Annotated in this window: 13 protein-coding genes, 1 other RNA gene and 1 pseudogene; 10 read left to right on the top strand and 5 right to left on the bottom strand. The window is 46.1% G+C overall.

All coding sequences use genetic code 11. The annotated features are described in order from the left end of the window. Window positions 1–2 precede the first annotated feature (2 nt). Window positions 3–695 carry a response regulator transcription factor gene (locus tag QUB04_RS17960; protein ID WP_333051401.1) on the top strand — a complete coding sequence of 231 codons (693 nt, stop codon included), beginning with the start codon at window positions 3–5 and terminating at the stop codon, window positions 693–695. Window positions 696–813: 118 nt separating this feature from the next. Here the strand turns inward: QUB04_RS17960 and hemG are convergent, their stop codons facing one another. Beyond that, a complete protein-coding gene (gene hemG, locus QUB04_RS17955) occupies window positions 814–2,274 on the bottom strand; it encodes a protoporphyrinogen oxidase (protein WP_333286372.1) in 1,461 nt (486 codons plus the stop codon). 999 nt (window positions 2,275–3,273) lie between these two features. On the opposite strand from hemG, the gene QUB04_RS17950 reads away from it, so the two are divergent. Together QUB04_RS17950 and corA are read left to right on the top strand one after the other, a co-directional pair. Continuing rightward, window positions 3,274–7,509: a PAS domain-containing protein gene (locus tag QUB04_RS17950; protein ID WP_333286370.1), complete on the top strand. Its 4,236-nt coding sequence runs from the start codon at window positions 3,274–3,276 to the stop codon at window positions 7,507–7,509. A 76-nt stretch (window positions 7,510–7,585) separates the two neighbouring features. Continuing rightward, the gene (corA, locus tag QUB04_RS17945) at window positions 7,586–8,767 is read left to right on the top strand and encodes a magnesium/cobalt transporter CorA (RefSeq protein ID WP_333286368.1); all 1,182 of its coding nucleotides are present in this window, start codon (window positions 7,586–7,588) and stop codon (window positions 8,765–8,767) included. 174 nt (window positions 8,768–8,941) lie between these two features. Here the strand turns inward: corA and QUB04_RS17940 are convergent, their stop codons facing one another. Further along, window positions 8,942–9,067: a hypothetical protein gene (locus tag QUB04_RS17940; RefSeq protein ID WP_333286366.1), complete on the bottom strand. Its 126-nt coding sequence runs from the start codon at window positions 9,065–9,067 to the stop codon at window positions 8,942–8,944. A gap of 147 nt (window positions 9,068–9,214) precedes the next feature. Between QUB04_RS17940 and rnpB the strand changes: the two genes are divergently transcribed. The 3 genes from rnpB to QUB04_RS17925 all read left to right on the top strand — a co-directional run bounded on the left by rnpB (window position 9,215) and on the right by QUB04_RS17925 (window position 12,098). Then, window positions 9,215–9,648: RNase P RNA component class A (gene rnpB / locus QUB04_RS17935), an RNA gene on the top strand. Window positions 9,649–9,935: 287 nt separating this feature from the next. Continuing rightward, window positions 9,936–10,640, top strand: coding sequence for a ribonuclease III (gene rnc / locus QUB04_RS17930; protein ID WP_333286364.1), 705 nt, complete (start codon window positions 9,936–9,938; stop codon window positions 10,638–10,640). A gap of 219 nt (window positions 10,641–10,859) precedes the next feature. Continuing rightward, the gene (locus QUB04_RS17925) at window positions 10,860–12,098 is read left to right on the top strand and encodes a Gfo/Idh/MocA family oxidoreductase (RefSeq protein ID WP_333286362.1); all 1,239 of its coding nucleotides are present in this window, start codon (window positions 10,860–10,862) and stop codon (window positions 12,096–12,098) included. A gap of 38 nt (window positions 12,099–12,136) precedes the next feature. Here the strand turns inward: QUB04_RS17925 and QUB04_RS17920 are convergent, their stop codons facing one another. Further along, the gene (locus tag QUB04_RS17920) at window positions 12,137–14,182 is read right to left on the bottom strand and encodes an ATP-binding protein (RefSeq protein ID WP_333286360.1); all 2,046 of its coding nucleotides are present in this window, start codon (window positions 14,180–14,182) and stop codon (window positions 12,137–12,139) included. 671 nt (window positions 14,183–14,853) lie between these two features. On the opposite strand from QUB04_RS17920, the gene QUB04_RS17915 reads away from it, so the two are divergent. Continuing rightward, on the top strand, window positions 14,854–15,543 hold the full coding sequence (locus tag QUB04_RS17915) for a class I SAM-dependent methyltransferase (RefSeq protein ID WP_333286358.1): 690 nt from the start codon (window positions 14,854–14,856) through the stop codon (window positions 15,541–15,543). 133 nt (window positions 15,544–15,676) lie between these two features. Further along, complete coding sequence (locus QUB04_RS17910; RefSeq protein WP_333286356.1) at window positions 15,677–15,838, top strand: hypothetical protein; 162 nt, start codon at window positions 15,677–15,679, stop codon at window positions 15,836–15,838. A gap of 42 nt (window positions 15,839–15,880) precedes the next feature. On the opposite strand, the gene QUB04_RS17905 is transcribed toward QUB04_RS17910, so the two are convergent. Then, window positions 15,881–16,105, bottom strand: a complete 225-nt coding sequence (locus QUB04_RS17905; RefSeq protein WP_333286354.1) for a hypothetical protein — start codon at window positions 16,103–16,105, stop codon at window positions 15,881–15,883. A 226-nt stretch (window positions 16,106–16,331) separates the two neighbouring features. Here QUB04_RS17905 and QUB04_RS17900 point away from each other — a divergent pair, with 226 nt between their 5' ends. Next, window positions 16,332–16,589 carry a DUF2811 domain-containing protein gene (locus tag QUB04_RS17900; RefSeq protein ID WP_050813024.1) on the top strand — a complete coding sequence of 86 codons (258 nt, stop codon included), beginning with the start codon at window positions 16,332–16,334 and terminating at the stop codon, window positions 16,587–16,589. Window positions 16,590–17,106: 517 nt separating this feature from the next. Here the strand turns inward: QUB04_RS17900 and groL are convergent. After that, complete coding sequence (gene groL, locus QUB04_RS17895; RefSeq protein WP_333286352.1) at window positions 17,107–18,798, bottom strand: chaperonin GroEL; 1,692 nt, start codon at window positions 18,796–18,798, stop codon at window positions 17,107–17,109. A 332-nt stretch (window positions 18,799–19,130) separates the two neighbouring features. Here groL and QUB04_RS17890 point away from each other — a divergent pair. Next, window positions 19,131–20,326 (top strand): annotated as a pseudogene (locus tag QUB04_RS17890) (RNA-guided endonuclease InsQ/TnpB family protein). Window positions 20,327–20,660 lie beyond the last annotated feature (334 nt).

Below are 20,660 nucleotides of genomic sequence, written 5' to 3'. Positions count from 1 at the left end.
TCATGGCCCCTGTAAAAATCCTTGTGGTTGATGACGACCCGGCAATCCGAAATTTAATTCACCGTTTTTTGAGCCAGCAAGGTTATCAAGTTGAGTCTGGCGAGGACGGTCAGACGGGTCTGGAATTATTTGAGCAACTCAATCCTGACTTAGTAGTTCTAGATGTAAATTTACCTGATACAACTGGTTACAAACTGTGTCAAGAAATGCAAAGACGCACGGGCGTGTTTGTGTTGATGCTGACTGCCCGAACCGATGAAGCTGACAAAATGAAAGGGTTTGCCGAAGGTGCTGACGACTACATTACTAAACCTTTTAGTCTTGTAGAGATTGGAGCTCGCGTTGCAGCAATTTTGAAGCGCAAACGCATAGTTACTCCCGCCGAACAACAAAGTCTTACTTTTGGAGAGCTACTAATAGATCCGGTTCGCCGCGAGGTAATTCTCGGCAGTCAGATAGTTGCTTTGACTGCTTTAGAATTCGATCTGCTGTACTGTTTGGCCAGCAAACCCGGTCGCGTGTGGAGGCGATCGGAATTGCTGCATGAAGTGTGGGACTACGAGTATGTAGGAGCCGATCGCGTGGTGGATGTCCATATAGGTCAAATTCGCCGCAAAATTGAACTAGATCCCAATCAAATGCCGATGATTCAAACCGTCCGGGGGGTGGGTTACAAGTTTGAGCCAACAACCTAGTAGCATTCGCCGGCATGTCCGCCGGAACACCAGGCAGAAGGCTGTATAGGGGCGGGTTCACCAATATCTCTGATTCACATCCTCGATATTTGTAAACCCGCCCTCCCCACACAATAATTCAGATCGATCGAGTATCTGATTGTTTGTTCTGCAAATACTCGCCGACTTCTCGTGCACGATCGAAACCCCTTCGCACGCAATCTCCCAAAGCCACGCCGCCAACGTAGTTACTGCACAAATACAGCCCCGGCAAAGATTTTAAGCCCTCATCGATTTGTTGCAGGCGATCGAAATGCCCCAAATTGTACTGAGGAATCGCCCGCTTCCACACATTCACCGCTAAAACTTTTGGCTGTGGCACATCTGGTTTCAGCAAAATCCGAGACAAATCTCGGTGCACCTCCCGAACGATTTCTTCTGAGTCGAGATTGCCAATTTCCGAATCCGTAGCCCCGCCGATGTAACTGCTGAGAGTTTGCCACCCTGCAGGCGCGCGATCGGCAAATAAACTTGATGTCCAAATCGTCCCCAGAGTGCGAATTCCCTGCCCCCTCGGAATTAAATTTCCAAAACCTACTAATTTACCCTTGACATCCGAATGCGGATATGCTACTACCACGCAGGCAACCGTAGGATAAGTAAAAGCTTGTAAAGCGCTGCTAACTTCTGGTTGCAGAGGCTGCAACAAATCGGCTGTAACGTAAGCGGGGGTTGTCAAAACCACGGTACGCGCCTCAACTTCCTGCTGTCCGTCGGGCGTCGAGAATACAGCAATGTAAGTTTCGCGTTGTGTACGCTGGAGGCGAGTCAGGTGCCAGTTGAGTTTCACTCGATCGCCCAATTCAGCAGCGATCGCCTCTGGCAAAGCCTTCAACCCCTGCTTGAACGAACCCAACTCCCCCGGCCTAGTCTTAGGAACATTCGGGTCTGCAGGCATTTGCTTCGGTCTTTTCCTAGCAGAAAGCAGCGCCCCCGCCATCAGCCCGCCACCCAGATCAGCCATCTTTGCTACCCGGCCGAAAGCCGCCGCCGCGCTAAGTTGTTGGGGATCGCCCGCATAAACCCCAGAAACAAAAGGTTCCACCAACCGCTGCATCACTTCCTGCCCCAGATGACGGCGGAAAAATTGAGAAACAGTTTCCTCGTCACGCTGCTGCGAAAGTCCAGCGCCCATTGCCGGCGCGACAAACCCCAAAGCCCCGAACAACGCCCGCAGTTTCCCCGGAAAACTCAGCAACTGAGACTGAATCATCGCCGGTGGAGTCATCGGCACCGGTTGCAGTTTTTTTTGCCAATACACAAAACGAGGCAATTTGCGATCGGCAAAAATCAACTCCTGCTTCAATCCCACATCTACAGCCAACTTCATCAATTCCGGCGTCGGCGAAAAACTGTTCGGGCCCTCCTCCCAGAGAAACCCCCCCGCTGTCACAGTGGTGATGTTCCCGCCCACACGTCCCTGACTCTCAGCGACTAAAATCTTTAGCGAGGATGGATTCGTTGCTTCCTTGTGAAGTGCGTGCGCCAAACTCAAACCGCTAATACCCGCACCCACAATCAAGGTATCTAATAGTTCCATATTACATAGAAAAATATCGCAATCTTTATGTTACATGGCTTTGCACGGGTTGCGTTCTTTGCTTCGGGTACTGCCAAACCGCTTTCAGATTACCGAATCGGGAATTGGGAATCGGGAATTTGGAATTGGGAATCGGTAAGCTATCCGGCATTTCTTAAGCATTTTTCTCGCAGGTTGTGGATTAACCTCTGCCCACATCCCCGTCTCCCCGTCTCCCCGTCTCTCGATCTCGCTTTTGTATCCGCTGGGTCTGGTGTAAAAAAAGACCATCTGCTGTTATTAAGCTATATTCCCAAAAATACTATTTATTTAAAATTTTTGTATTATAGGGAACAGCGCCGAAAATTGCACTGGGAAACGCAGTAGTAAAGTGTCCAAAAAGATTTGAGTGGGTTAAACTTATATGTTGCACCATTCTCAATTAGCCTTTTATGAACAGGCTTTTCGGCCTGTTCCACAAAATATAAATTTTCTTGTGGAACAGGCCGAAAAGCCTGTTGCTGACAATGGTGCAAGATATCAGTTAAACTAACTTTAGGAAAATTTTAGAGCTTAAGCAAGTCAGCACCCCGCTCTCAACAGATGGGGCTTTATGCCCTAATCAAAAGAGAGAGTTGACTAGCTATCGTTTTAACTGATTACGTTATCAAAAATATGGGTGTAAGCCCAAGCTGCTAGGCGATCGCGCGTGAAATATTTGAAACGGTAATTGTTCCGTTGAAAGTAGATCATAAAAGTACCAAGTGTCGAAGTAGCCCCCTCTAGCAATAATCAATATTCAAGGCGGTTAAAACTGCCTGATGAGTGTTTTCCTCGATCGGTCTACTCACATCTTGCACCATTCTCAAGAACAGGCAAGATGCCTGTTCCACAAAGAGTTAATTTCTTGTGGGTTGGGCATCCGGCCCGCCCATAAAAGCTTATTGAAAATGGGGCAACATATGAGTCTAAAGACACGAGGTTTCCACAATACTAAGCTTTTCTCATGAAAAAATACCCATGCAGGAAGTTATCAACTCGTTTCAGTCTTTTTTCTCTAACTCTGTTGATGCTTTCCTAGAGTGCGATCGACAGCAAAAGTACCTATCGATCAATCCAGTCGCTGCTGCTTGGATGGGATTGGAGCCGGCTGAAATAGTCAACAAAACTAATCAGGAATTATTAAAATTATATCCCAATAATGCTGCTGTCAAAAATATAATCTCGCAGATTGATTCTTGCCTGCAACAAGTATTTATTACCGGGGAAAAACGGCTGGCAATTCATGAGGTGACGACGGCAGACGGCGGGATTAAAATTTACGAAACTGCTTACACGCCAGCGGTGGATGCCTCTAGCAAGCAGATGCGGGTTTTGGGCGTCGGTAGAGATATCACCAGGCATTACCGCTGGCAGCAGCAGAAAACTCAACAGTTGCGCCGATCGAACCATTTACTGTGGTTGAATGCAGCTAACAGTCCCCTGGCAATGGTGGGCTGGGATGAAGATTTTCGGATAGTTCAGTGGTCGAAACGCGCCGAAGAAATCTTTGGCTGGACATCCGATGATATGATGGGCAAGCAGTTCGGCGATTTGGCTTTGATTTGCGAGGAAGATCGAGAGGCTGTAAGCGCGATCGAGCTTGAACTGGCAACCGGCAACGGCAATACTTCAATTAACCGCAACTATACTAAAAGCGGACAGGTAATTTGGTGTCGCTGGTTCAACTCGATTATTCGCAGCGGCGACACTTTTACCGTGCTTTCTTTGGTGGAAGATATCACCGATCGCAAACGGTTGGAAGCAGAAAAAGCCCAAGCTTCTCGCCTCACAGCAATGGTAGCCGATGTGGGTATTGCCCTTACCAAACACCCTGAAGATATCCTGCTTCCCTGCTGCGAGGCAATGGTGCGAAATCTCGATGTCGCTTCGGCTGAAATTTGGACTTTCAACTCTCAACATAATGTTTGCCAATTGCAAGCAGCATCGGGAATCTACAGCCGCACAGACGATCGGGCTAGGTTTATTGAAAGTAAGGTTAACTTTATAGCCAAACAGCAAAAACCGGAATTTGACTGCGGATTTGAACTGAACAATTTTGGCCTCCCAGAGGAAGAATCCGCAAAAGCAACAGATGAGCAAAGTTCCGAAGTAGCAATTATCAACACCAGCCAAAAGCCGACAAATTGCCCAATCCCCAAGCAAATTTTCACCTTCGCCGGCTACCCTTTGATAGTCGAAGAACGGCTGGTGGGAGTCATGGTAATTATCAGCCGCCAGCCGCTGACAGCACCGTTTCAGGAAACTTTAGCATCGGTTGCGGATGTCATTGCTTTAGGCATCGAACGCAAGCGTGCAGAATCGGAATTAAAATCAGCTAGAGCTTTCCTCAATTCCGTAGTAGAAAATCTGCCGGTGGGAGTTTTTGCTAAAGATGCTTCTTCGCTGAAATTTGTGCTGTGGAATAAAGCGGGAGAAACGATCGCCGGTGTTACCTCTCAAGAGGCGATCGGCAAAAATGACTACGATATTTACCCCAAAGAACAAGCTGATGTTTTTACTGCTCAAGACAGGGAAATATTGACCGGTGAGCACAACCAATCTACTGTTAAAGACATAGGCGAAGAGCCGATCCAAACTCGCCACAAAGGTATGAGAATACTGCACACCCGCAAAGTGCCAATTCTCGACGCTGCAGGCCGTCCTCAGTACGTTTTGGGGATTACTGAAGATATTACCGAACGCAGGCAGGTAGACGAAAGCGTGCGCCTCTACGACCAAATTGTCGAGAATATGCAAATTGGTTTGTACGTCTACCATTTAGAAAATATAGACGATGACAGCACTCTCAGGGCGATCGCATCCAATCCTGCAGCTACCCTATTTACCGGATTAGAAATGGCGGATGTTTTGGGTATGACAATCGACGAGATTTTTCCCCACCTGCGAGCGAAAAATATTCCCCAAGCATTTGCTTCGGTAATTCGCACCCAGAAAGCCGTAGAACTTGAAGATATTGAGTGCGATGAAGGGGGTCGAATAACTCGCGCTTTTTCTATTAAAGCTTTTCCATTACCCAACAACTGCGTCGGTGTTGCTTTTGAAAACATTACTGGTCGCAAGTGCCTAGAACTAGAACTGCAGGCGTCTTTGGAAAAAACCGAACGTTCAGAACAACTCCTGCGTACAGTAATAGACAAAACTAGCGACTGGATTTTGGCCAAAGACAAAAATTTTCGCTGTATTTTGGCCAACAGGAGTTTCGCTCAAGCGATCGGCAAAACAGTCGAAGAGATAATTGGCAAATCAGATTTAGAATTAGGATTTTCAGAAGAACTCGTGTTTGGGAATTGGGCCAGAAATATCCGAGGCTTCCGCACAGACGACTCTGCTGTACTGGCCGGCGAAATCATCCACAATCCCTGCGATCCGGCAACTCTTGCTGACGGTTCAGTACATATTTTTGATACCCAAAAACTTCCCCTGCGCGACGCTGAAGGTAATGTATTTGCAGTGCTAGCTTTCGCTCACGATATTACCGAACGACATGAATCGGAAGCAGCTTTGCGTAGAAGTGAATCCAGATTTAGGTCTTTGGTAGCTAATATTCCCGGAGTGGTTTATCGCTGGAGGTGCGATTTTTCGACTAATTTTATTAGCGATGCCGTTTACTTATTAACGGGCTACCATGCGGCAGATTTTATTTGGCTTTTGGACAGGAGATGCCGGACTTTTGCTAGCATTATTTACCCGGAAGATTTGGCCAAAGTAGAAGCAACTATTCGGCAAGCCATAGGAAACAAAGAGTCTTATAACTTGGAATACCGCTTGCTAGCAGCAGACGGCACGGTTAAATGGGTGTGGGATAAGGGTTCTCCTGTGTTTGACGCAGATGGAAACGTTTGCTATTTGGACGGGGTGATTTTTGATATTAGCGATCGGTACTACGCCGAGGAAGCATTGCGCCAAAAAACTTTAGAGTTAGAAGCAGTTTTTCGCGCTTTGCCTGATTTGTATTTTCGACTAGATGCTGACGGTATAATCGTGGATTATTTATCAGGAACTTCTTCGAGTTTATACGTACCTCCCGAACATTTTATTGGTCAACGAATCACAGACATATTACCACCCAATGTCGCCGGCAAATTTGCCCAAGCAATCTTTGAAATTTCCGAAACAAGAAATTCAATTGATATAGAATATTCGCTTTCTATGTCGGAAGGAGAAAAAACTTATGAAGCCCGACTGTTGCCGTTTAATTCCGATCAGATTATTATTCTAGCCCGCAATATTACCCAGCGCAAACAAGCCGAAGCTCAATTAAAACATAAAAATCGCCAGCTAGAGCAAACATTGAAACAATTAGGCAGGACTCAAGCTCAACTAATTCAAGCGGAAAAAATGTCGGGTTTGGGACAGCTAGTGGCGGGAATTGCTCACGAAATTAATAATCCTGTCAGTTTTATTTACGGTAATATCACTTACGCTAGTGAGTATGCCAAAAACTTGCTGGAACTGTGCAGTTTGTACCACGCACACTACCCGGAACCTGTTGCTGTTATCCAAGATTTGGCAGAAGAAATAGAACTAGAATTCATGAAAGAGGATTTCCCGCACCTGCTGACTTCAATTCAAACGGGAGCAGATCGAATTCGCCAAATAGTTCTGTCTTTGCGTAACTTTTCCCGCCTGGAAGAATCCGATCTTAAGCGTGTTAATATTCACGAAGGAATAGAGAGTGCTCTGTTAATTTTGCAACACAAGATTAAAGAAAATGGTAGAAATCGTCCTATTCAAATAGTTAAAGAATATGGGAACTTGCCGCAGATACAGTGCTACGTGGGACAGTTAAATCAAGTGTTTATGAATATTTTAAATAATGCTATTGATGCTTTAGCGAATGTCAGGCAGAGGAAGTTGGAATTGGCGAGTTATGTGGAAGAGGAAGGGCAAGATTTTGCTAGTTTACCTTTAAGTTGTGACACATTGCCTTGGATTCGGATTCGCACGGAGGTGTTGGAGAATAATCGGGTTGCGATCGTAATTTCCGATAACGGGTCGGGAATGGCAGAGTCTGTTAAATGTCGGGTATTTGACCCGTTTTTTACTACTAAACCAGTAGGCAAAGGTACAGGTTTGGGACTGTCTATCTCCTATCAGATTGTGGTGGAAAGACACGGAGGGACGCTGCAGTGTCTTTCCGCGCCGGGAGAGGGAACTGAATTTGCGATCGAGATTCCAATTCGGCAGAGGTAATGAGTCATTGGTAATTGGTAGTTGCACGAGAAAAATGATAATCTAATTAAAGGTTGTAAAAGTCAGGAATATTAGCATGGTATACAAAAGCATACATACTTCTAATGCAGTTGCAAAACCAATTAAAGATGAGGATGATGATGATTCCTACGTTGACTATTTTTATGACGATCCGGGGGCTCCGCCGGGAACTCTCGACTTAGAACCCGATGCGCCACCTCCGGAGATTGTATTAATTGACTATTGCGAAACAGCAGCTACTCGCGCCCACTTGGCAAATCCTCAAGAAGGTGCTGCGTATTTAGATACAGCATCTGTTTCTTGGGTGGATATGTTGGGATTAGGAAACAAAGAAACTTGGCGGCAAATGGCCGAAGTATTTAATTTGCACGTAATGGCTCAGGAAGATGTAGTTAATGTTCCCCAGCGACCGAAAGTTGTAGATTATGAAGAACACATTTTAATCATTGCTTGGATGGTGATGCTGCATCCAGAATCAGATACTTTTCATAAAGAACAAGTAAGTTTTATTTTGGGCAAGCATTACCTGCTAACTGTTCAGGAAGAACCGGACTATGATTGTTTTGGGCCGGTGCGCGATCGCATTCGTAAAGGACAAGGAATGATTCGCAAACACGGAGCCGATTATCTGGCTTATACTCTGTTAGATTCGATTATAGATGGATTCTTCCCTGTATTAGAAGTTTATGGAGAGCGCATTGAACAATTAGAGGATGAAGTGGTGCTAAACCCCACCCGCAAAACGCTGGAAAAAATCTATAAGATCCGGCGCGAATTGCTGACGCTGCGCCGCGCCATTTGGCCGCAGCGGGATGCAATTAATGTTTTGATTCGAGATAGCAGTGATTTGATTAGTCCAGAGGTGCGAATTTACCTGCGCGACTGTTACGATCACACAGTGCAGGTGATGGATATGGTGGAAACATATCGAGAGTTGTCTTCTGGTTTGATGGATGTTTACTTGTCTTCGGTTGGTAATAAAATGAATGAAATCATGAAATTGCTGACGGTTATTTCGAGTATCTTTATTCCTCTAACTTTTGTTGCGGGAGTATACGGGATGAATTTCAATACAGAGAAATCACCTTGGAATATGCCGGAACTGAATTGGTATTTTGGCTATCCGCTTTGTTGGGCGCTGATGGTAGCGATCGCCTCGGGTTTAGTTTACTTCTTCTGGCGGCGCGGCTGGTTTGATAATTTTTCTACTGTGGTGAAAGATGACTCAGTAAAGTAACCGGATTTAAGACTTGAGATTGGGGATTAAAGATTGAAAAATCCAAAATCCTGTTATGTAAAAAGGTTTCCTGCCCCTAGTTGAATCCGTGCGATAAATCCTGGCATGATAATTCCCAACTTTTGGGCCTCCAGATTCATCCGTGAGTGATTTTAAGGGGAGTTGCAGGGAAATTTAATTGTTGGGCGGGCTTTCGGGCCCACCGTACAAGAGTTTGAATAAACTGAGATGTTGCACCATTGTCAAGAACAGGCAAGATGCCTGTTCCACAATAAAATTCATCTCTTGTGGAACAGGCATCTTGCCTGTTCATAAAAAGCTTATTGACAATAGTGCCAGATGTGAGAATAAACACAAATGTCCAAATTAAGTGGGCGACAAGTTAAAATATTCAATCTCAAATCCCAAATTGATTGACGAACGATCGCGTACAATAAATCTGGGGAAAAAGTAGGCGCAGGCGGTTGCGGATTAGCGAAAGCTTGTCTGAGGAAAGTCCGGGCTCCCGAAAAACCAAACTTGCTGGGTAACGCCCAGTGCGAGCGATCGTGAGGATAGTGCCACAGAAAGATACCGCCAATTAGTCATTAGTCAGCAGTCATTGGTCATTAGTAAGTAACTGAGGATTTTTGACTGGGAAGCAACAACTAATTTGGTAAGGGTGCAAAGGTGCGGTAAGAGCGCACCAGCAGCATCGAGAGGTGCTGGCTCGGTAAACCCCAGTTGGGAGCAAGGTCGGAGGAACTATGGTTGGTTTTTTACCAGTTCCGTTTTTTGGTACCGCTTGAGGCGTCTGGTAACAGGCGTCCCAGATAGATAACTGCCCTCGAAAACTGCTTGCAGTTGAGAGAACAGAACCCGGCTTATGTCCGACTTTTTCCCCCCCCATTTAATTAAAATTACCGCTTGGGAATCAGGTCAACAAATCCTTTCGACCTGTTTTATGTTGGGAAAGGTGTGCATTGCACACCCGGAGGAAGATTTTGGGTAAGGTGCACCATAAGCACCCGGAGGAATATTGAGTCTTTCAACTATTTTTTTTTTATTAATATGAATCTGATACCAGTTAAAAAAAATAATGCAACTTTTGAAAAGCTCCAAACCCGGATAGTAGTCCGTGATTCCCACTTCTAAAATCTAAAATCTAAAATCTAAAATCTAAAATGGTATGATTTATCCGGGTCGCCAAAAGCAACTTGAAACATTAATTCAAAAATTGGGACTGACGAAGAATGCTTCGATAAAATGGCATCTCCTCGATTTAGCTTTGACTCATGCGAGCGCGTCAGCTAAGGCAAATTACGAGCAACTAGAGTTTGTCGGGGATGCAGTCGTGCGGCTGGCTGCGTCGGAATTGTTGTTTGAGATTTATCCTGACTGTACAGTGGGGGAATTTGCTGCTATTCGATCGATCTTGGTGAGCGATCGCATTCTTGCTAAAATCGCTGAAAGTTACGGGTTCGATCGCTATTTAATTGTTTCCAGCAGCGCCGCCGCAGACAAAACAGGCGCTGAGCCCCGGCTGGCAGATGCTTTGGAAGCGGTACTGGCTGCGCTTTATTTGAGTACCCAGACGTTAGAATTAATTCGCCCTTGGCTAGATTCTCACTTTCAACGCCTAGCGGCGGAAATCCGCAGCGATCCTGCCCGCCAAAACTACAAAGCTGCTCTCCAAGAGTTGACTCAAGGCAAATACAAAACTTTGCCCAAATATAGCGTGCAAGAAACCGGGACAGTGCAGGGCGGGGAGGATCGTTTTACCGCAGAAGTTCTCATTCAGGGAAAGTTGGTAGCAGAGGGAAAAGGTCGATCGATCAAAGCGGCCGAACAAGCAGCGGCTCAGGCAGCTTTCAATAAATTAGTTGACTGTTGACAGTTGACTGTTGACTGTTGACTGTTGACAGTTGACAGTTGACAGTTGACTGGTGTTATCAGTTATTGGTTATTTGTTAGCTGCTACCAATAACCCATAAGCAATAACCAATAACTACTGCCAACATTCAACAGTCAACAGTGATTTTTTTGAGTTAAAACATAGATAATAATAACAAAATATGCTATAATTACTGTGCGATTTTTGAAATTATAATTAATGAAAATCGGAATAGCTGTATTGGGTGCCGGTCGCTGGGGAGTTAACCTAATTCGCAACTTTCTCGAACATCCCAACAGCGAAGTTTTAGCGGTGGTAGACCCGAATCGAGATTCATTGGAGGCCGTTCAAAAACAGTTTAATCTTGATGCCTCGGTGATTCTAGCTACCGATTGGTCTCAAGTGCAAGCCTTGCCGGGACTGCAAGCTGTGGCGATCGCTACTCCAGCTTCCACACACTACACCCTCGCAGCAGCAGCGCTGAAACAAGGCTACCACGTCTTAGCCGAAAAACCCCTCGCCCTCAACCTGACTGAAGCAATAGAACTCTGTCAATTAGCCGAAAAACAGCAGCGGCAACTGTTCGTTGACCACACTTATCTGTTTCATCCAGCAGTCGATCGAGGCCAAAGAATTATTCAACAGCATCAACTCGGAAAATTACGCTACGGTTACGCCCAGCGCACCCATTTTGAACCGGTGCGCCATGACGTTGATGCCCTTTGGGACTTGGCTATTCACGATATCGCTATTTTCAATACTTGGCTGGAACAAATGCCAATTGAAGTAAGGGCGATCGGCAGTGTTTTTCCGAAGGAAGAAGGAAGAAGGAAGCAGGAAGAAGGAAGAGGGAAGAAGGAAGAAGGAAGTTCGGCAACGGATTCTGTAACGGATGTAACGGATGTAACGGATGTCAGTCCGAGGGAAGTCGGAAGAAGGAATAGGGAAGAAGGAATAAATCAAGACGCAGCCGAAATTGAAAATCAATTTGCTCCTTCACTCCTGACTACTAATTCTGCAGAAAAACTAGCAGATTTAGTTTGGGTAACGCTCACCTATCCCGACGGATTTCAAGCATTTATTCATCTGTGCTGGCTAAATCCCGACAAACAACGGCGCTTAACAGTTGTTGGCAGTTTGGGAACCTTGATTTTTGATGAAATGTCGCCAGAAACTTCCCTGATTTTGCAGCGCGGCAATTCAGATTGGCGAGGGGAAGAGAATAACTCTTTTGAAAGTGCGCTCGCGCCGCAGCCAACGGGCCTGAGACACCGCGAAGTGTTGACTTTAGAACAAGTAGAACCGCTGAGGAGAGTGTGCGATCGCTTCCTCAACTGCGTGCAAACAAATACCCCCTGTCTTACCTCTTCGGGCGCGGCCTCGGTCGAATTAATCCGCATTCTCAGCACTTTGAGCAAATCCCTCGAACTCGGCGGACAGCCCCTAATACCATTTTAGATTTTAGATTTTAGATTTTAGATTGGGAAAATCACTCCTTAACTTTTGGAATTTCCCTTTTCCGTTACTAAATCCGGGCTGTGAAAATAAAAACTTGACTGCTGATTGACAGGCAAAGAAATCATCACCGTAGTACCTTGATTCACGCCCGCGCTGTGCAGGGTAATGCTTCCGATCATAGATTCCATGATCCTTCGGGAGATAGCCAAGCCCAAACCGTTACCGCCAAACCTGCGAGTTGTAGAACCATCAGCCATCACAAAAGGTTGAAACAATTTCTGCTGGTGCTCGGGATCGATACCAATTCCCGTATCTTTAATTGTCACCACCACCCAATCGCTTTGACCGCTGGGGCCCGTCGTACTTTCCCCACTGCCGTTAAAACTAGCAGAAGTAGTCCTCGATTCTAGCCGCACAGATATACTAATACTCCCCGACTCTGTAAACTTAACGGCATTGCTCAAAATATTTAAAAACACCTGTTTTAGCTTCTCCGGATCGGCATGAACAATAATCGGATCGTGAGGCTCTGGCAAACTTAACTTCAAGCCTTTTTCCTCAATTTGAGTCGCTTGCAAATCAATCGCGTCTTCAAGTACCTGAGTAATATCAACTACTTCTAAAATCATGGAGAAGGTGCCGGATTCTATTTTAGCAATGTCCAAAATATCATTAATAATATTGAGCAATTGCATGGACGAGTCGTGGGCCCGCTGTAAAAACTCCATTTCTTCATCTCGGTCATCGCAGTAGCCGTCCCGCACAATTTGAATAAAACCAATAATCCCGTTGAGAGGCGTTCTTAATTCGTGAGAAATATTCCCCAAAAATTCATTTTTTAATTGATTGGCAACTTGCGCTTCTTTGGTTGCTACTTCCAATTCTTTGGCCCAGGCTCTGAGGCGCTGTACCATGCTGTTGAGTGCTTCTGATAGTTGATTAAATTCCCTAATTTGGAAATCTTGGGGCACTGTCTGCGACGCTTCCGTATCTACTTTCATCGCGTAGTCTCTCAGTTTTTCCACAGGACGCGCCAAGTCGCGAGACAGATATAAAGTCGCGATGATACTAGCAGCAACCAAACCTACAATTAAATTAAATAAAACTTGCTGAATTTCTTCCAAACCTGACAGAGCGTAATCTAAACGAGAGACAGCTAAAATAATCCACTTGCTGTTCTCCTGTGTAGTTGAAGGACTCGGGATAGCGGCGTATCCTGCTAGCAACTCTACACCATTTCTTTCAAAGGAAAATAGATGGAGAAAAGCTGTTCCGCCTGCGATCGCCCTTCTGACAATACTTTTTAGTCGAGCGGCATCTGCCTCTTGGTCGATATTGCGGCCCACGCGGTTGACATTAGGGTGGGCCAAAATTGTCCCATCTTGGTCGATCGCCACCGTATAGCCGGCTAGAGAACCCTTGGGAGCGCTGGTTTGCACAGGCAAGGCTGAGCGCAAACTCAAAGCATAACTCAACTGCAGGGTATTGCTCCGACGAATGTAAACAGGAGCGCTCAACACCAAACTCGCTTGGCTATCGGGGCCTTCTTTACCCGCCTCGGGAAAATCCTCAGCCCCCAAAGCCACCTTCTGATCGTTTGCTGTCCCCTGTCGCTGCGGAGGTAAGGACAGACTGATGTAAACGCTCTTGTCGTCCAGCAGCGTTTGCTGCTGCTGTACGGGCGGCCAAAATTTTGCCGGCAACGACTGAATCGGCTGCTGCCCGCAAGTGCTTGCTATCACTTGATTTGTCTTTAAGTTAGTCAATTGCAAGCAATCAACCTGCGCTGGCAACCGCTGCCCTAATTGCGCGATAAACTTTTGATAATCCTTCGGATCTACCGACTGCAACATCGAGCTTTCCGAAGCGCCGATCAGATTCGATTTCAGCGATTTCGCCCACTGTTCAATAGTTTCTGCTTTTCTGACTGCACTTTCTGTCAAGTTTTGACGAGCAGTTTCCAGAAGCGTCGAGCGTGCCTTGCGATAGGTAACATACTCCCCCACCAGTAGAACCGGTACGCTGAGCAACAAAATCCGCGACAGTAAAATACGGCGAAAGGAGGATTGACCTAACTTAACCATAGGAAATATCTAAATTAAGGTGCAACACCCAACAGCGACCATTAAAGTGAAATAAACCAGACCGAAAGCGTGAATCTGTCTAGGGGGGCTCTGCTGACTGGACAACACAGCTTCCGAACAACATTTAAACACAATTATAGAAGCCACTGTAGTAATCTCGATTCTAAGTGTGTGGACTTAAAGAGGCTTAGCAATTTGTTTGGCAAATGCCTGTGATTTCGGTCACACTTCCCTTCTCAATTTTCGGCTCGATTGGCACCCGATCGCCCAGCGGCCCATTTTTCAGGCTGCCAAAAGCGTCGGGTGGACATACCGCAGTTGCTTGAAGCTAGAATCGCATAGATGCACTCTCACACCCAAATTAACGGGCAAAAAGTTCTGTCTCCGGGTAGTACACAGAGAGAATTTTGCTCGATCGGACTTTTTCTTTCCGAATGCCTTATGCCTTCGAGAGATGGGCCAGAGATGGGCGATGCGAGATTTTGCACCCTGTCAAAGATTTCTTTTGCCATCCGATTGATTCGGTGACAATAATTCACCTGTCAAACAAAAAGAATGAGATGATCGAGCTGCCGATCGACTCTGACCACTCTAATATGGGGAACCTTGGCCCAAACAATGCACCCACGCTCCGTATGGCGATCTCGGCAATAATCTCCCTAGCTTAATCGATGAAAAAAAACTTTAGCAATTATACGTATTATTACACAAATAACCGTCCCAGATATCATCACGCTTATTTGATATCTCCCCTTTTAGAAATGCTGGGGGCACTTCAGCAGGCCAGCAAGACAAAACTCCGAGTTTTGGATCTCGGCTGTGGCAATGGCAGCCTCAGTCACGTCATAGCAGAGCACGGCTGCGAAGTTGTCGGCGTTGACACTTCTGCACCCGGAATTGCCATCTCCCGTCAAAGTTTCCCCGAGTGTCAGTTTATCGAAGCAGATATTTACGACCTCCCCGATACCGATATTCTGAACTCATTTGATGTTGTCTTAGCTATTGAAGTAATCGAACACTTGCTTTATCCTAAAGAAATAGCAAAAACTGCAAAAAGATGCCTCAATCCGGGAGGAAGACTAATTATTTCCACACCCTATCACGGCTATTTAAAAAATCTTGTTTTAGCGGTTTCTGGCAAACTAGATAAACATTTTACCGTTCTTTGGGATAACGGTCACATTAAATTCTTTTCAGTAGAGACGCTGACCAAGTTATTAACATCTGAAGGATACACAGACATAAAATTTAAATTTGCTGGTCGGTGTCCCTATCTTTGGAAATCAATGTTATGCTCTAGTACGTTCTCGCCAGAAGCGGAGAAATCAGGAGTTTTGAGTTGTGATTTTTCAGCCCATTAAGTTTTCTGAATAGACAACCAGCCCTCATGAAAAGTAAAAGATAACTTTTATGGTGAAACAAATAAAATGACTGTTGGCGTTTGGATATTAGGCGATCGACTTTGGCAGAACCAAGCTGCTATCAACCGCACAGATGATAAATCTTCCCTACTGGGATTTCCTAGCGCGCCACCGGGACAAACTTCAGTCGATCGGTCGCATGAGCTTTCTCTTAGCCAATCTAGACAAAATGCCGCCTGCTGAATTGGCAACCATCCGCCAAAAAGCGGCAGAGTGGCACTTAGGAAGTCATTAGTCAGTAGTCAGTAGTCAGCAGTCAGTAGTCATTTTTTATTTGCTACCCATGCCCCATGCCCCATGCCCATGCCCCATGCCCTTTGCAATTCTTATTTTTTCCCTGACTTTTCCCTAAACATTCCACAGCGTTTCCACAGGCCAGTCTGAGGTTTTCCACAGATTCGACAAAGTTTTCCACAGAAATTAACGGCACGGTAGCATCTTGCTGCGGAATTGGGGATTTCCTTAACTTGCTGCCTAATTCCTCATAAACCCCCCAACACATAAAGATATGTAACAAAAAAATCCCTGAAAAGCTGATTATTTGGTAAACCTTTTTTTTATCTAAAGGACTTTGTAATATTTCGCAACATTGACAAACCCACCCCCTCATAGCGCACAATGATGCGACCGACCTAAAAAAAAGCGCTCTGATTTCGGCTGTGCCTGCACCTGTATCCGGCCGAAGGGGGGGTTCTGTTTTCAATTTATTAGCGAGACTAAAAAAAATGATGAACCCAACAGTCAGTATTTTTGCTGAAATTCCCGAAACGCTGCACGATTCTCTCAAAACTTACCTAGAAACCCATCCCGAATGGGATCTAGACCGAGTATTTTGCGCGGCCCTGTCGCTGTTTTTGTTGCAGAATGCCGATAGCGGTACGCCTGAAGCTTCGCGCAGTTATCGCCAAGCTGCGAGAGTTTATCTCGAAACTTTGTTTCAATCTCCTCAAGACTTGCACAGCAACAATGTAACTCCGTCGTCTTAAAGGATCAGGGGAGAGGGGGAGACGCGGTTTCTGGGAAGGATTTTAGTTTACCGAGAGGGCGCGCACTACAGAGGTGGCAACTTCAGCTTAAAATCCCTGAGAACTATCGCTTATAGCTTAATGCTGAGCCCCATTGCATCTCCCTTAAGAAGCAGGCCGGTTTCATTCTCATGAAAATCGCGATTTTGTAGGGTAGTGCTACCCCTACTCCCCGTGCCTACCCCCTCCACGGACGAGGGAATCGGTGTTTCAAATATCGGGGCAGCCACGGGGGGATTGGGGCAACCACGGGGGGATTGGGGCAACCACGGGGGGATTGGGGCAACCACGGGGGGATTGGGGCAACCACGGGGGGATTGCCCCTACAAGAGAATGAAAAATCCCCCCGGACTATCAGGGGATGCCGGGAGGGTAAACTGCCTTAATCGTCAAACAGTAGACGGGTAGTACATAAGACGCGCTTGTCACCCATCGTGCTTATGGCGCACTCTACAGACTACAAACTAATGGCTGAAGACTACATCATGCCCATGCCGCCCATGCCGCCCATGCCGCCCATGCCGCCCATGCCGCCCATGCCGCCCATGCCGCCCATGCCGCCCATGTCACCCATGTCGCCGCCGGCTTTTTTCTTCTCGGGTTTTTCGACAATCACAGCTTCAGTAGTCAAGACCATACCAGCAATGGAACCGGCATTTTGTAAAGCCGATCGCACCACCTTAGCGGGGTCAATAATCCCAGCGGCAATCATATCTTCGTACACGTCGGTGAGAGCGTTGTAGCCAATGTTGAACTCGCTCGCCCGCACTCGCTCGATGACGATCGAACCTTCAACGCCGGCATTATCAGCAATTTGACGCAAAGGTGCTTCCAAAGCTTTCTTCACCAAGTCAGCGCCTACTTGTTCTTCGCTGTCTAAAGTATTTCTGATCGCATCTATTTTTGTAATCAGGTGAATTAGCGTCGTCCCACCTCCGGCAACGATACCTTCTTCCACAGCAGCTTTCGTAGCGTTCAAAGCGTCTTCAATACGCAGTTTACGGTCTTTGAGCTCGGTTTCGGTAGCTGCGCCGACTTTAATTACAGCGATGCCGCCGGCGAGTTTGGCGATGCGTTCGGTTAGCTTTTCCTTGTCGTAGTCGGAATCCGTCGCTTCTAGCTGCTTGCGGATTTGCTCGATCCGTTTTAGCACGTCAGCTTTGTGTTCTTCGCCTGCAACAATGATCGTGTTTTCTTTGTCGATCGTAATTTTGCGGGCGGTACCGAGCATTTCTAGGGTTGCGGTATCGATGCTGAGTCCGACTTCTTCAGAAATCAGTTGACCGCCGGTGAGCACGGCGATATCTTGAAGCATAGCTTTGCGTCGATCGCCAAAACCAGGAGATTTGGTTGCTGCGATGTTCAATACGCCGCGGGCTTTGTTGACTACCAGAGTTGCCAAAGCTTCGCCTTCAATATCTTCGGCGATAATTAGCAGCGGTTGACCGGTGCGGGCGATTTTTTCGAGAACTGGAATTAGTTCTTGAATCGAGCTAATTTTTTTGTCGGTAATCAGGATGCGAGCGTTTTCGTACTCAACTTCCATGCGATCGGTGTTAGTGACGAAATACGGAGAAAGATATCCGCGATCGTACTGCATCCCTTCGACAACTTCCAATTCTGTTGTCAGAGATTTGGACTCTTCTACAGTAATTACGCCGTCTTTCGTGACTTTTTCCATTGCTTGGGCAATCATGGCGCCGACTTCTTCGTCGTTACCGGCGGAGACAGTGGCGACCTGAGCAATGGCGCTTCCTTCGACGGGTTTGGCCAATTTCTCGATTTCCAGCACCAAGTGGGCGATCGTTTTTTCAATACCCCGGCGCAGCGCGACTGGGTTTGCGCCCGCGGCTACATTCTTCAAACCTTCGCGAATGAGGGATTGAGCTAGAACCGTTGCGGTTGTTGTGCCGTCGCCTGCGATATCTTTAGTTTTGGAGGCGACTTCTTGAATTAAGCGAGCGCCGGCATTTTCCAGGGGGTCTTCGAGTTCGATCTCCCTAGCAACGGTGATACCGTCGTTAACGATTTGGGGAGCGCCGTATTTCTTTTCCAGTAGGACATTCCGGCCTTTCGGGCCCAAGGTGATGCGGACAGCATCGGCGAGTTGATTGACGCCACGTTCTAGTGCCCGCCGAGATTTGTCGCTAAATGCAACTATTTTGGTCATGTTTGTCTCCAATCGCTTACATTAGCAAATTTAGCACTCTCTGAGTCTGAGTGCTAAGTTGATCGATTTTTGATTGTAGCGCGCCTCAACGGTGTGGGGGATTGGGGGGACGGATGGGAGATTTGGGCGAGCTCGTTCCGGGTGGCTAAGGACAGGGCATTGCCATGTCCCCACAGATCTCGTGTCAGCACAGATATAATGTGGTTTGTTACCAAAAAATTGGGTCTAAAGCCCCGTCCTTATAGGACGGCTTTAATTCATCAAACTATGAATAATTGTTGAGTGTACAGATTTGCAAGTAAAAGTCTTTGTATAAGTGGTAAACTATTCCCATGATAGTATTAGAGTTTAAGTTAAAGGGCAAAGCAGAGCAATATCTGATCATCGACGAGATGATCAGAACAGCTCAATTTGTCCGAAATAAAACTCTAAAGTATTGGACAGAAAATCAAGGAGTTAAGTTAGTAGACCTGTACAAACAATGCGCCATCATGGCAAAAGAGTTTGAATGGGCCCGTAAGCTTAATTCGATGGCACGTCAGGCGATGGCCCAACGTGCCATTTTTGCTATCCAACGTTTTTTTGCTAATTGCAAAGCCAAGAAACCAGGGAAAAAGGGCTATCCACAGTTCAAGAAACATACTCGATCTGTTGAGTATAAAACTTCGGGTTGGGAACTTTCTACCGACAAAAGATACTTGACACTCAAGGATGGTTTTGCTGCTGGAAAGTTCAAGTTAATCGGTAGTCGGGATTTGCATTTCTCTGCGTCCGGTGAGATAAAACGAATCAGAATTGTACGTCGTGCCGATGGATATTACGCCCAATTCTGTATCAACGTGGAGCGGAAAGAGGAGCCTGTTCTTACTGGGAAAGCTATTGGGATAGACGTTGGACTAAACCATTTCTACACCGATAGCGATGGCGAAACGGTTGCCAACCCTCGTTACCTCCGAAAGAGTGAAAAAGCTTTGAAAAGATTGCAGAAGCGAGTTTCAAGGGAAGAAAAAAGGTTCTAGCAATCGGAAAAAAGCAATTAATACGTTGGGAAGAAAACACCTGAAGGTCACGAGGCAGCGTAAAGACTTCGCCATAAAGACAGCGTTGTGCGCGGTAAAATCTAACGATTTTGTAGCCTACGAAGACCTTCAAGTACGGAACATGGTGAAAAACCATAAGCTTGCTAAGTCCATTAGTGATGTAGCTTGGTCACAAACTTGATCATTATTTGGAGTATTTTGGGAAAGTGTACGGGAAAACAATAAGTGCTGTAGCTCCTCAATACACATCGCAAGAGTGTTCAAATTGCGGCAATCTAGTCAAGAAACCCCTGTCAACTCGAACCCATATTTGTGATTGCGGTACGGTATTAGATCGTGATCACAACGCTGCGAGAAACATTTTGGCAAAAGGCTTGAAACAGGTAGGAATCAATTTAAATACGGTGGGACACACCGAAATTAACGCTTGCGGACAGACCGATCTCTACTCTTTGATGGCAGCATCAATCAGCAAATCGACTGGCTGATTCAAGAATCCCTGTGCCTTCAGGCCAGGGAGTGTCAAATATCGATATAATCAGGTTTTGGTTGAGGCCAAAACCTAATTTTGATGGCGCGTTATCCCAAAGCAGAATTTTTATTAAAAATTTCTTAACTTGTGTTTTCGGTCATCTACCTTTCGATAGAGCTTCTATTCTTTTTTTTCAAACTTCTACCTTCTATAGCAACCACGCCCGACGATGATGACGTTCTTAATTGCTGAAACATGAGCTGAAGATTGCGCCTTCCTTCTTCCTTCTTCCTTCTTCCTTCTTCCTTCTTCCTTCTTCCTTCTTCCTTCTTCCTTCTTCCTTCTTCCTT

It is taken from the genome of Microcoleus sp. D2_18a_B4 (assembly GCF_036702475.1).
Taxonomy (GTDB): domain Bacteria; phylum Cyanobacteriota; class Cyanobacteriia; order Cyanobacteriales; family Microcoleaceae; genus Microcoleus.
Note: the sequence above shows the minus strand (reverse complement) of the source record. Positions and strands in the feature narration are given on the sequence as shown.

What these genes read in the sequence shown, in the direction of transcription:
- QUB04_RS17960 (WP_333051401.1), top strand. Translation starts at nt 3, where the DNA reads ATGGCCCCTGTAAAAATCCTTGTGGTTGATGACGACCCGGCAATCCGA.
- hemG (WP_333286372.1), bottom strand. Translation starts at nt 2,274, where the DNA reads ATGGAACTATTAGATACCTTGATTGTGGGTGCGGGTATTAGCGGTTTG.
- QUB04_RS17950 (WP_333286370.1), top strand. Translation starts at nt 3,274, where the DNA reads ATGCAGGAAGTTATCAACTCGTTTCAGTCTTTTTTCTCTAACTCTGTT.
- corA (WP_333286368.1), top strand. Translation starts at nt 7,586, where the DNA reads ATGGTATACAAAAGCATACATACTTCTAATGCAGTTGCAAAACCAATT.
- QUB04_RS17940 (WP_333286366.1), bottom strand. Translation starts at nt 9,067, where the DNA reads ATGCCTGTTCCACAAGAGATGAATTTTATTGTGGAACAGGCATCTTGC.
- rnc (WP_333286364.1), top strand. Translation starts at nt 9,936, where the DNA reads ATGATTTATCCGGGTCGCCAAAAGCAACTTGAAACATTAATTCAAAAA.
- QUB04_RS17925 (WP_333286362.1), top strand. Translation starts at nt 10,860, where the DNA reads ATGAAAATCGGAATAGCTGTATTGGGTGCCGGTCGCTGGGGAGTTAAC.
- QUB04_RS17920 (WP_333286360.1), bottom strand. Translation starts at nt 14,182, where the DNA reads ATGGTTAAGTTAGGTCAATCCTCCTTTCGCCGTATTTTACTGTCGCGG.
- QUB04_RS17915 (WP_333286358.1), top strand. Translation starts at nt 14,854, where the DNA reads ATGAAAAAAAACTTTAGCAATTATACGTATTATTACACAAATAACCGT.
- QUB04_RS17910 (WP_333286356.1), top strand. Translation starts at nt 15,677, where the DNA reads ATGATAAATCTTCCCTACTGGGATTTCCTAGCGCGCCACCGGGACAAA.
- QUB04_RS17905 (WP_333286354.1), bottom strand. Translation starts at nt 16,105, where the DNA reads ATGTGTTGGGGGGTTTATGAGGAATTAGGCAGCAAGTTAAGGAAATCC.
- QUB04_RS17900 (WP_050813024.1), top strand. Translation starts at nt 16,332, where the DNA reads ATGAACCCAACAGTCAGTATTTTTGCTGAAATTCCCGAAACGCTGCAC.
- groL (WP_333286352.1), bottom strand. Translation starts at nt 18,798, where the DNA reads ATGACCAAAATAGTTGCATTTAGCGACAAATCTCGGCGGGCACTAGAA.